Consider the following 13,243-nt stretch of genomic DNA (forward strand, 5'->3'; position numbering starts at 1 on the left):
AGTAGCTATCCGGCCAGAGTCAAATAGGAGTCAAACAAAATGATTTAAAATGCAAATAGAACAGGTTACGGCCAAATAGCTACTTGTCAAAATTACAAATGAATGACAGTTGTTTGATTAGGAAAGGTGAAATATGATTTTTAAGTTTTATGAAATTTACTAATCAAACAACCGGTAAAGGTGATTAGAACACCACTTCTCTCCAGACAGCGGTTTTAAAATATTGTGGCATTGTTATCAACTCCTTTCAAAGCGATGAATTCATATAGAGTCAGATTACTTAATTTCGATATAATGGTGTGGTTAACTTATATCTATTTTTTGTTGTGCAGTATTTTATTTGTAAATACACTATATATAAACCTTTCGTTTTAAGGGCAATTTTTCAAAAAAAGTATGATTTTACATAGAAATATATCTATCAAAACAGGTATTAAAAAGAGTCAGTTCAAGACAAGAGCAATTCTACAAGCTCAAAGCAATATTAAAAAATGAAAAAAATAAGTTAAGAAGAGCTATAATTCTCCCCTTTGGCGCCTTTCATCCAAGTACTTGAGACCTAAGTCGCCCAGTTTGTATTTCTGGATTTTACCACTGGTTGTAAGAGGGAACTCATCCACAAAGAAGACATATTTAGGCACCTTATATCTTGCAATGGATCCTATACAGAAATCACGGATATCCGCTTCGGTCACATCGTCAAAGCCATCTTCCTTAATGATGAATGCACCTACAATCTCTCCGTACTTTTCATCGGGAATTCCTGCAACCTGAACATCCTGAACGCATTCATGGGTAAAGAGAAACTCCTCAATCTCACGAGGGTATATGTTTTCCCCACCACGGATAATCATGTCCTTGATACGTCCGACGATTGAATAATATCCGTCCTCATCCACTGTTGCAAGGTCTCCTGAGTGAAGCCACCCGTCAGGTTCAATGGTTTCTGCAGTCTTTTCAGGCATGTTGTAATAACCTTTCATTACGTTAAAGCCTCTGCACATGATTTCTCCGGTTTCACCGACACCGAGTTCCTCACCGGTTTCAGGATCAACAATCTTAACCTCAATATTAGGGAACTTACGCCCGACTGTGTTGATTTTTTTCTCAAAGCTGTCAGCAGCATTGGTTTGTGTAAAACCCGGAGCCGCTTCGGTAAGTCCATATACACTGGTGATTTCCTTCATGTTCATCTTTTCGATTGCATCCTTCATGGTTTCGACCGGACATGTTGAACCTGCCATGATTCCTGTACGAAGGGAACTCATGTCAAACATGTCAAACATCGGATGGTTCATCATTCCTATAAACATTGTAGGAACACCGTAGATTGAAGTGCACTTTTCCTTCTGGATTGAGGAAATCGCCAGAAGAGGATCGTACTCCTCAAGCACAACCATGGTTGAGCCGTGGGTTATTACTGCCATTACGCCAAGCACTGTTCCAAAACAGTGGAATAACGGCACCTGCAAAAGCAGCCTGTCATCGGGAGAATAGTTCATGTTTTCCCCAATGTAGTAACCGTCATTTACGATATTTCTTGAAGTGAGCATTACGCCTTTCGGAAATCCTTCGGTTCCGGAAGTATACTGCATGTTGATTACATCATGCTGTGTAACTGAATCCTTGATTTTCTGGTATTCATCGTCATCGTAGTTCATGCCTAAAAGCAGGAGTTCATTGGTGTTGTACATTCCCCTGTGCTTTTCCTGACCCACATGGAAGATGAATTTCAGATGAGGGAATTTTTCGCTGACAAGGCTTCCTCTTGCGCAGTTCTTCATTTCAGGCACAAGTCCGTGGATTATGTCAAAATAGCTTGTGTCCCTGAATCCGTCGGTCATCGCTATTGCCTTCATGTCTGACTGCTTGAGGACATATTCCAGCTCATGTGACTGGTAAGCCGTATTGACCGTTACGATTGTTGCACCTATCTTTGCTGTCGCAAACATGTATGTAAGCCATTCAGGCACGTTTTTAGCCCAAATTCCTACGTGATCTCCTTTTTCAATTCCGATAGCCAGCATCCCTTTTGCCAGGTTATCCACCCTTTCATCAAATTCCTTATAAGTAAATCTTAAGTTCCTGTCCGGATAAACGATAAATTCATGATCTGGTTGCTTTTCAACCATTGTCTCGAAAAACTTTCCTAATGCGAGTTCTGTAAATAATTCTGACATACTTTTCACCTAATTATATTAAATCAATCAACAATAAAATAACTAAACCAAAATGCAAATCATAAATGCAATCCCAATTGCAATGTTTTTAAGTTTAAATTCAAATCGGCTGTGTAAAATCTATCTATTTTTGGTTTTAAAGTTATTTTACTCATTTTATCTACCTCAGTATGGAGTGTAAAGTACTGCTAGGATTTTAGCATCGTTTTCACTGCTTGCGTGTAGGTGGTGCGGTACCGCTGAGTCATAAAATATTGTGTCGCCTTCACCGATTGTGAAAGTGTCCTTTCCGTAGATGACTTCAATCTCACCTTCAAGCACATAGATGAACTCTTCACCTTCGTGTGAGGAAAGTTCCTTTTCGCCCTTTTCATATTTGATGTCTATCATGAAAGGGTCTATGTTTCTGTCTATTTTGCCTGCACCTAATGAGTGGAATTCCAGATTGGTTGCGTTTGTAACGTCTTCCCTTCCGGAGAAATAAAGTGAGTTCTGGGTTTTTCCTCCACGGGTAACGACCGGGCCGAGTTCAGGAGTATCATCTAAAAATGTACCTAATCTAACTCCAAGTGCCCTTGCCATTTTGGTTAATGGTGTGAGTGACGGAATCACTTCACCTGCTTCCATAGCTTCGAGAACTTCCTGCTTTACGCCACTTCTTTGGGCTAGGTCTTCTATAGACATGTCTTGTCTAGCTCTAATGTCTTTAATCTTTTTTGCAAAATCTTCATTTGTCATATTTTTCACACAAAATTTTTTGAATTTACACTTAAAACAATTTAAGTATTTATAATTATATTCAATAGGCTATTTAAATATATCTTTCAAACTAAACAATTGAACAGTTTTGCGGATTTTGATTGAAAATTAAATATGAAATTTTCCCAAATTAAAAAATTGCTTTTAAATTGATGTAAAAACTGTTATGAATCCATAATATTGATTATATCTGTAAAATTGACCTTAAAAACTACAAAAAGATTATATCTGATGAGATACAATCTTTAATTGTAAAGATTCATCCTCAAATCTTTACAAAAAAGTCATGTAGAAAAACTCGAAAGAACTATATTCGTTTGTGAATCACTCCCTTGAATGTAAATAGGGCCGGAAGAAAGCCGGCCTTATTTACAAATTTCACCAAAATATTTTTTAAAAAGAAACCCATAAATTAAAATCAAGGTGAAAATTTGCAGAATAAAAATAAAATAGTGATTATCATCGCTCTTATTTTAGTTATAGGAGGTCTTGCCTATTATGAGGCAAACTACCACATCAACAACATTTCCTATACAACACTTGGAAATACAAGCATAGGCACCGTGGAAAAAGGAATTTCCGGAAATGCAAGTGCAGACACCACCATAGCACTCATTACAGGAATCCATCCAAGAGAAACACTGTCAATCGAACCTGAAATACAGGCTGCAAGGGAATTCGGAAGCAATGACGTTAAGATAATCCATTATAAGGTTACTGTAACAGACAGGCCGGAGGATTATGATGTCGGAAGGGCAAACGGAGAAAGTCTTGTTGAGGAATTTGTCAATCCGGATGTGACCCAATCAGACGCTCAGGCAGTTGTCATAAGCCATTCACACAATCCCGACTATGGTGTCGGATTTTACGTTGCAACTCCTGAAATGGACAATGCTTCAGTCGATATGGCTGAAAAGATAAATCAAACCAGTGATTTCAATTATTATCCGGTTACCGGAAATGAAACTTACAAATCAACTTCCGCAGTTCTGGTTTCAAAACCGATTGCACAGGCAGGATATCCTACACTGGTATATGAAATTCCCGAAGACATCACAGAGCAGACTGCAACATCCAAAACCAAGGAACTTTTTGAAATGATTTGCAAAATCGTTTCCTAATTTTTTCCATTTTTCTCATCATAATTTGACATCAATATCCTTGAACAATCAATTGATTAAAATGGCAGTTAAACCAAAAGTATTACTAATTATTGAAGTGTTTTTTAAAATATGAATAATTACTGCAATAATGGAATATTTGGAATTCTAAAATATAGATGGAATGGACAATAAATTTAATTTTTTTAAAATAATAGAAATTATTTATATAATATTGGCTAAAAATTTAATTAATTAAAGGAGCTATCTTATGTTAACAATCAATCAATGTTACCTAGATTTTGTCGATAAAATCTTAAAAGAAGGAAAAGAAACTTACAAGGACTCAAATCATCATCTGGTCGAAAGCTTAGGAAACTTTTATATCATTGACGATCCCTTCGACCTTAAGTTCAGGGCAAAATACCAGCACTACACACCGGAAATGCTATTATCAGACATCAAATCCGGAAAATTCGATATGGAATCCTGCCCAATCAAAAGCGACGCACTCTATGAATATGTGAAATCCGCTGAAAACCCTGACGACCAGGGATTCGTATACACATACCCTAACCGTATCTATGCCCATTTTGACATAGACCAGTTCAACACAATGAAACAGAGAATATTGACTGCAACCGGTTCCAACAGGGCAGTTGCAGTTACAATTGACCCTTCACTGGATGCTGACAGGGAAGACATTCCATGCCTTCAGTTCCTGCAGTGCATTGTCCGTGACAATGAGCTGACCATCCACTGCATATTCAGAAGCAACGATATCTTCGGTGCGTTTTACTCAAACATGTTTTTCATAGCATATCTGGGCTTGAAAATGAAAGAAGAAGTTAACAAGGAAATCATGGGTGAAAAGTTAAACTTCGGCGGAGTCCACTATCACTCAACCTCAGGCCATATCTATAATACTGATTTAAGATCAGCTCGCAAACTAATCAAAGCAAACAAATAAGGTTTTACATAACCTTATTTTTTGACTGTCACCACTTTACTTATTTTAGCAGTTCCATAAACTGCAGTCAATGTGAACTTGCCTGTTTTTGATAAAGCATTTATTTTAAAAATAGCTATTCCCTTGGAATTTGTTTTAGCCTTATATGTCCTTGTCATGAATTTGACTTTAACATACTTGTTTTTGATGATTTCACCGTTGGAATTGAGTAGTTTAACTGTGTATTTGAATGTTCTGGACTTTTTAACAATTTTATTGGCCATTATTAAAGTAGGCTTTACGGTTATCTTATTTGAGACCTTAACGTTTTTGTATGTAGCGGTTATTGTGTAGGTTTTAGGGCTTAAGGCAATCTTTATGGATGCAAAACCGGAACTGTCCGTTGTTTTCGTATATCTTTTGCCGTTTAGAGTGAATGTTACCTTAACTCCTTTAGCTGCATTACCGTAATCGTCAAAGACTTTCACCCTATAACAGGTGCCCGCACCGTAATACATGACAATGTTCTTATTTTGAGTGATTCTTGATACGACTTTAATGCTTTGTGTCTTGATTTCACCGGACTTGTCGTTTGTAACCTTTACATCATATGTTCCCGGTTTCAGGTTAATGGTCAATGAAGCTGTTTTATAGCTAACCTGATTTATCTCCAATGTTGTACTATCTTGCGAGTTAACCTTATATACTGCATTTTGAGCATAGACAGTTGCATCCGGAAGAACAATTGTGGTTTTGACAACTACTCTAGCGAAACTTGATGAATTGATATGCTTTTCGCTTCCCCTGAATTCAATGACAACATCATAACTGCCCACATCCAAAGCCAAATCTGCATTTACAGTTCCGTCACCGCCAGTGGTAGCATTGTATGTTTTACCGGCTATTGTATAGTATATTTCCTCTCCTGCAACAGGATTGCCGCATTTGTCTGTCAATTTAATGGCCAGCTTTTCTCCGCTTCCATAGTCCGTTGTCAGATTGCCGGCGACAATACATGTCCTGGCGCAGTTTATTGTGAAGTTATCTGAAATGTCGTGCGCCTCATATAATGATGAAACTAGCCTGACTGTGAAACTGTATGATCCCATATCCAAATCAGCAAATCTGATTGATTTAAAGCCGTTGGCCAATTTAAAAGGATAATCCATACCGTTGATGTTAATGACAATGTTTTCGCTGACGGATTTTGATGATGTGATATTGATAGTGACGCTGTCCTGTGCGACTTCAACCTCACATGAAAGGACAAGGGGAGCCCTGTTGATTGTTAACCCTACAGAAGCATTGCTTTCAATGTATATTGAATCTCCTCCAAAGTAAAGGTCGATATTGTAGACACCGACATCTGCAATGTTACTTATTTCTATCTGACCGTTTGAATCCGTGAATCTGGTATATGTGTCTTTTCCCGCAGAATATGATACAGGCTTATCTGAAAGGGGACTCCCATACCTGTCAACCAGTCTGGCCACCAGCCTGTCGCCGCTTTCATATGTGGTTATAAGGTCATCTGCAACAATATAAGTTCTAACGGAAGTTATTGTGAAATTTGCTGAAGCGTCAGCAGAATCGTACAGTTCGCTTGGAAGGCTAACGCAGATTTCATAAAAACCGCAGTCAAGGTCTGTCAGGTTGTATGAATAAACACCATTGCTCAAAGCGAATGTCTGATTATTCACAATTATGCTTTCGTTTAAAGGTTTTGAAATGGTTATTTTGACAAAGGCACTGTCCAGATAAACAGTAACGTCAACATTTATTTCAACCCTGACCCTTGACACGTTAACGGATGTGGAATTGCCGGAAGATATGTAACCTAGAGAGACATATTCCACATAAACATCGTAAAAACCTAAATCAAAGTCATAGTTCAAATCTGCGAATCCGTTTGAAACTTCACGTTCAAAAATCTCTCCGGATATGTTGAATATAGCTTTTCCACCATCCACAGGATTGCCGTATTGGTTTGTGACATGAACGCTGATATTTGCATAGTTATCATCTGCATGCAGTGTGATTGATGTCTGTGTTGCTATCTCATCGCCAACAGTGAATGCCTTGATGCATGCCACCTGTGAAGAGTAGGTATGGCCAGGATATTCCCATTCAAGTTCATAGAGATCCTGCCAGTTTACACCATCATAGCTGACAAATGAGACATTTTCTGAATAAATCAAGCTGTTAAGGCTAACATATTCGGAAATTGGAAATGCAGCTTCCTCGTCGACTGTTATGTTGAAGACCACCTCAAAGATATCCCCTGCTTTTAGCGGAACGAATTCCTTTAATCCGATTGTGTAGTAACCTGGATTTGAAAATCCGTTTTGAACAAGTTTCAATGTGCTGTTGACATATATTGAGATTGTCCAATTGCTATCCTTCTGGAAATATGTTGAAACAGCGGCAATGTACTCGTTTTCTGTGGAAGTGAATATGTTTTTATACCATACGGTGTTTGTTGAGTTCAAAAAGTAATCTGTTTTGCCCGGAATGTCGTATTGGTAGTTTTTGTCATACTTTATTGAATCGTTAAAAATAAAGGCAAATGATGAGTCGAAGCTTCCCACCTTGGCGCAGGTTGTGTCATAATATGAAACATAATAATATCCTTTGTTTCCCCAACTGTCACCCCAGCTGTTTCTGACTATCCAAGCGCCTTTGCCCGGAGCCCCTGAAATGACAAAATCATCATCCCATCCGACTATGGTGACCGCATGATTGCAGGATGTGCCCTTATTATAGTATTGAACATAATTTCCTCCTGAATAGCGCGGCGCTGCATAAATTGCAGTGTAGACTGCACCGTAGTCCATTATTGCCCTTTTGATTGCATCATTGTCTGTGAAGTTATCCCTTTTGAGATAGACTATATTCTGAATATGAGTTAACGGAGCCAATACAGCAGACAACTGACTGCTGTCGTCGTATAAATCTTCACTTTGATAAACGGGGCCCAGCCAGCTTACAAGATACCCTATTCCCATCTCATCATATCCTCCATCATTGGTTTTCATATTCCATCCGTAATCTGAGTAAAATGAGATGATGTTTTTCATGTTCTCTTCAGACAGGATGATATTTTCCCCACCGGATTTAAGAAGGGCTGATTCAAGACTTGCTATAGTGGCAAACGCCCAGCAGTTACCTCCGTTCAGCTGATTTTTGACAGATCCGACATGACCCAAATCCACAAGATTGTAATAGCTTGGAAATGTACCGTTGAAGGCAGGTGAGTATCTGTATAATGTATAGTTGGCGTCGAATATGAACATGTTAATTTCTGATGAATTGAACAGGTCATTGTATGACGATGCAATGTTGTTTATGTATGTGTTGTTGTCTGCATATGATTCCTCGTTCAGGATGCTGTAAACAGCGCCTGCACAGATTTCTGCGGAATTGTTTTCAAAACGATTATAATCCGCTTGAGCAAAATAGCATGCATCAATATATAGCGCACCGCCATTTCTTGCATGATTGCATTTGAAATCAGAGCTTATAACTTCAGCAGTTCCATAGATTTGATAGACTGCACCGCCATTGTATTTTGCAGTGTTGTTTGAAAATTCAAGATCATGCAGATATGAATTGGAGTTCAAAACACAGACTGCACCGCCGAATGTGGATTTTGAATTATAAAAACTGGAATGGTTAGCGGTCAGGTTATATTCAATAACATAAATTGCACCTCCGGCATCATTAAGTGACTCATCAGATATGAATCGGGAGTTCACTATCCTTATGCCTGATTTATTCACGCCGGGTGAGATGCATGCTATGGCTCCTCCGTAGTTATATGCAACGTTGTTGAGAAATGTGGAGTTGTAAATCTCCAATATTCCTCCGCTCATATAGATTGCACCGCCATATTCTGCGTAATTGTCTTCAAAAATACAGTCGTTGAGATAAACGTCATATTTGCTGTTCGGACAGTAAATGGCTCCTCCATAAGATTTTTCATGACTGGCCGCATTTCCTGTGGAATCCTTAAATATTACAGCTGATGCGTTCAGTTTTCCCTGGTTGAATATTTGAGTGTTTGATAGGGTGATGTTTCTGATAATGAAATTTTCATTGATCAGGAAAACTTTTCCGTTTCCTTTAATTATTGTGTTTTGAGAGTCGTGCCCAAAAATGGATACATTGGTTTTGGAGTTAAGTGGAGTGAAATTATACTCTCCGCCAGCCAGATGGATGACTGAGTTATCCTTGATTCTACTGTCAGTCAGATCCCTATATGGATTCTCACTGGATCCGTCACCTGTATCGTTTTCAATATTCGAATCGAAATAATAATGAGTCATTTCCTCATCGGCATTATGAATCTCCGTTTGATTATCACCTGCGAAACTTGCATTGGTGAGTGAAAATAAAAAAAGTAATGCCAATAAAATGACAGTCATCCTGTTGAGTTTTTTGGACAAAATATCACCAATACTATTTAACTGCCTAATGATTATAAATAACTATCTAATAACGGTGATTATTTTTTTCACTTTTGCAGTTCCATAGCTTGCGACAATATTGAACCTGCCCAGAATCAGATAAGATTTGAGTTTGAATGTGGCTATTCCTTTTGCATTCGTTTTTGCATAATATGTGTGTCCTCTGTATTTGAGGGTTATCTTCTTATTTTTCAGGATTTTTCCCTGATTTGAGAGCAGCTTAACATTATAGCCGAAGACCTTGAATTTTTTGACTGTTCTATCGGACATGACAATTGTAGGTTTGATAACGACCTTGTTTGAAACCTTAAATCCGTTATATGAAGCGGTTATGGTATATGTTTTAGGCTGGCCTGCGAGTTTAAGATAGGCATAGCCGTTGGAATCTGTGTATCTGGAGTAGCTTTTGGAATTGAAAGTGAATGTGACCTTAACATTCCTTGCAATGTTCCCGTTATCGTCGTATGCCCTTACCTTATAGCTTTTGCCGGCTCCATAATACATTGTCACACCTGAATTTCCCAGCAGGCGTGCAACGACATTGATTGTCTGGGTTTTGCTTTCTCCGGTTTCTGGATTGACGATTGTGAGCTTGTATGATCCTGGGGAAAGCTTGAGATTATATTTCAGTTTGCCGTTTGCATCGGTTGTGGTGGAATAGGTTTTTGATGAAATGACAAGGTTCACCTTCCTATTGGTCAATAGCTTGCCTTCTCCATCACGTAAAACTGCATTATAATATGAATTATAGGTGTATTTGGCAGTTTCAGGCAAAGTTAATGTTGAAAGGACCGTAATCTTACGGTTAAAGTCAAAAGATGAATCATCCTTAAATCCGATTTTGACATAATGACTGCCGACATCCAGTTTTAAGCTGACTGAAGCTGTTCCATCACTGCCTGTTAATGAAGTGTAAACTGAATCGCCGACAGTGAAGCTTATTTGCTTATCTGAAACACCATTTCCGTTTTTGTCCTTTAGAATTGCAGAGTATGCAAACTGACCATAATAAACAGTGAGATTGTCAGCTGAGAGGAACACTTCACCTGCATTGAATGTGATGCTGGATGAGTTGCTGTTGTAGCCATTTGCAGTAAATACCGCCTTGACAGTGTTGTTGTTCTGGTTCTTGAATACATGGTTAAGTATGGCCGCACCGTCCTGGACGTTTATTCTAAAGGATTCATCACCGACGATAAAAGTCACAGCCCCTGAAGTGACGGGATTTCCATAGCTGTCAATGACACTAGCTTTGACAGATATAGGATTGTAATCATCGGAAATTTCAAGGTTAATGCTTGCATTCAGCTTGTCAGTGATTGTGAATGCCTTTATGCATGCCACCTGTGAATTATAGATGTGGTCGGGATATGCCCACTCCAAATCATATAAATCAGCCCAACTTTTACCGTCATAGCTAATATAGGATATGTTTGATGAGTACAGCTCATAATTGAGAGAAATCTTTTCTGAAATTGGAACAGCTGCATCCCCATCAACTGTTATTTTGAATACAACCTCAAAGACATCACCTAAATTGAGCGGGATCAGCTGGCCCAAAGAGATTGTCTTATAGCTTGTAGTTGAAAATCCTGTTTTTGTAAGCTTCAGATTATCGTTTACGTAAATTGAAATCTGCCAATTTGTATCCTTTTCAAAATATGTTGAAACGGCCGCCAGATATTCATTGCCTTTTGAAGTGAATTTGTTTTTATACCAGACTGTAGTTGAAGAGTTTATAAAGTAATCGGTAAGTCCCGGAATGTCATATTGGTAGTTCCTATCGAAATTCATCGTATCATTCAATATGAATGTATAAGTGGCTGATGGCTTATTTATCGGTGCGCATTTGATGTCATAATAGGAAACATAATAGAATCCGTCATTTTCACTGGTTGTCCCCCAGCTGTTTTTTATAATCCATGCCCCATCTCCTTCAGGATTGTTTCTGAAGTTATCACGGGAGTATGTATCGTCCCATCCGACAATGATTACCGCATGGTTTGCTCCGGTATTGGCATCATTGTAATAGCTTTTACCTTTCAGATAGCTTGTGCTCCAATAAATTGAAGTTGAAACGGCACCATAATCCAATATAGCTTTTTTAATTGCATCATTATCTGTGTAAGAGGTTCTTGTTAAAAATGCAATGTTTTGAACATGCATGAAACTGTTGAATATTGGGGACAACACTGAGAAATCTGTATAAATGTCATCACTTTCATTAACAGGACCCAGCCAACTTGTGAGATATCCTATAGCCATTTTATCATACCCTCCATCATTAGGTGACATAGCCCATCCGTAATCGGAGTAAAGAGACATCAGGTTTTTCATGTTCTCTTCAGACAAATCATAGGATACTCCTGTTGCTTTTAAAAGACATGATTCAAGAGCACCTATGGCTGCAAAAGCCCAGCAGTTTCCTCCGTTCTGCTGATTTTTAACAGGAGTGACATATCCGTAATCGTTTAGATTGTATCTGACAGGTAATTTTCCGTCATATGAAGAATTGAATTTGAGCAGACTATAGTTTCCGTTTCCGATGAACAATTCGGGGATTTCCATCTCGAAAACATCATTGCCGATGAATGTGTTGTTAAGCTCCTCATCCAGGATTGAATCATAATAGGTATCGCTTCCGAGAGAATATATTGCATCATCGGTGTTGTTGGTGAATGTGTTTGAGCTAATCATGAAAATGTCCACTGCACTTACATACAATGCTCCGCCTCTGGCAGCAGAATTGCCAGTCAATGTTGAATTTGATATTGAAAATTCATGATACATTGCAAAAACTGCTCCGCCGTCATATGCAGCGCTATTGTTTACTGCAGTGAAGTTATTCAATGTAGTGGTGGATTTCAGACAGACCATTGCTCCTCCGAAATTTGATGAACAGTTTTCTATATTCAAAGCGTCTGCAGTTAAACTGGAATCAATCAGATAAATTGCACCTGCCACATCGTTAATAGAATAACCGTTTGAGAATTTGGTTTTGTTGATGAAGACATTTGCATCGTTTTCACAGAAAATTGAACCTGCACACAATCCCGCATAATTATAGCTGAAAATGGAGTTTGCAATTTTTAAAACTCCATTGCTTATGTAGATTGCCCCTCCGTTTGAAGCATGATTGGCTGTGAATGTGGAATTGTTGACTGTTAGATTGCCCCCTTCAATATGGATTGCTCCTCCTTTTTGAGCATAGTTATTTGAAAATGTGCAGTTATTCAGATTAACACATGCATTTTTGTTTTTAACGTTGATTGCACTGCCCTGATATAGAGTAGATGCGTAGTTATCTTTAAAGATGCAATTTTTGGCAACGAGACTGCCGCTGCATTCAATCTTAAAGTCAATAAGTGTGATGTTTCTTAAGGTCAGTGAGCTTGAAGATTTTAGGGCTATCTGATACCTGTTATACTTGACTATTGTATCCGAAGCGCTGCTCCCTATAATTGTCAGGTTACTTACAGAGCAGTATTTATTCAAATTATACTCTCCTCTGGCCAGATATAGCGTAGATCCGTCTTTTATATTATCTGCATTCAAATCCTTAAAAGGATTTTCAATAGAACCGTTACCCGTATCATTTTCAGCATTTGCATCAAAGTAATATGACACTGATGTTAATATGTCCCCATCCTGTTGGATTGGATTTTCAGTTTGCCCATCAGCAGCAACTACAGTTTCATTGTCATCAGCATATGACAAGGGCATTGCAATTGCCAAACAAAATACTGAAAATAACACAAACAATTTAAATTTATTCAAGCTACTTCCTCC

At 38.3% G+C, this 13,243-nt stretch carries 6 protein-coding genes; 2 read left to right on the plus strand and 4 right to left on the minus strand.

Translation table 11 applies throughout. The annotated features are described in order from the left end of the window. Positions 1–515 precede the first annotated feature (515 nt). Both Q4Q55_RS00180 and Q4Q55_RS00185 read right to left on the minus strand, forming a co-directional pair. Positions 516–2,180, minus strand: coding sequence for an AMP-binding protein (locus tag Q4Q55_RS00180; RefSeq protein ID WP_303370803.1), 1,665 nt, complete (start codon positions 2,178–2,180; stop codon positions 516–518). Positions 2,181–2,345: 165 nt separating this feature from the next. Further along, a complete protein-coding gene (locus Q4Q55_RS00185) occupies positions 2,346–2,918 on the minus strand; it encodes an XRE family transcriptional regulator (RefSeq protein WP_303370804.1) in 573 nt (190 codons plus the stop codon). Positions 2,919–3,370: 452 nt separating this feature from the next. Here Q4Q55_RS00185 and Q4Q55_RS00190 point away from each other — a divergent pair, with 452 nt between their 5' ends. Together Q4Q55_RS00190 and Q4Q55_RS00195 are read left to right on the plus strand one after the other, a co-directional pair. Further along, positions 3,371–4,060 (plus strand): hypothetical protein, encoded by a 690-nt coding sequence (locus Q4Q55_RS00190; protein WP_303370805.1) that lies wholly within the window; start codon positions 3,371–3,373, stop codon positions 4,058–4,060. A 250-nt stretch (positions 4,061–4,310) separates the two neighbouring features. Next, complete coding sequence (locus tag Q4Q55_RS00195; protein ID WP_303370806.1) at positions 4,311–5,009, plus strand: thymidylate synthase; 699 nt, start codon at positions 4,311–4,313, stop codon at positions 5,007–5,009. Between the two features lie 14 nt (positions 5,010–5,023). On the opposite strand, the gene Q4Q55_RS00200 is transcribed toward Q4Q55_RS00195, so the two are convergent. Next, positions 5,024–9,433, minus strand: coding sequence for a C1 family peptidase (locus tag Q4Q55_RS00200; RefSeq protein ID WP_303370807.1), 4,410 nt, complete (start codon positions 9,431–9,433; stop codon positions 5,024–5,026). A gap of 42 nt (positions 9,434–9,475) precedes the next feature. Continuing rightward, on the minus strand, positions 9,476–13,231 hold the full coding sequence (locus Q4Q55_RS00205; RefSeq protein WP_303370808.1) for a C1 family peptidase: 3,756 nt from the start codon (positions 13,229–13,231) through the stop codon (positions 9,476–9,478). Positions 13,232–13,243: the final 12 nt, after the last annotated feature.

This window comes from Methanobrevibacter sp. (assembly GCF_030539555.1).
GTDB lineage: Archaea > Methanobacteriota > Methanobacteria > Methanobacteriales > Methanobacteriaceae > Methanocatella.

Excerpts from the sequence above, each read along its gene's own strand:
- Q4Q55_RS00180 (WP_303370803.1), bottom strand. The coding sequence starts at position 2,180 with ATGTCAGAATTATTTACAGAACTCGCATTAGGAAAGTTTTTCGAGACA.
- Q4Q55_RS00185 (WP_303370804.1), bottom strand. The coding sequence starts at position 2,918 with ATGACAAATGAAGATTTTGCAAAAAAGATTAAAGACATTAGAGCTAGA.
- Q4Q55_RS00195 (WP_303370806.1), top strand. The coding sequence starts at position 4,311 with ATGTTAACAATCAATCAATGTTACCTAGATTTTGTCGATAAAATCTTA.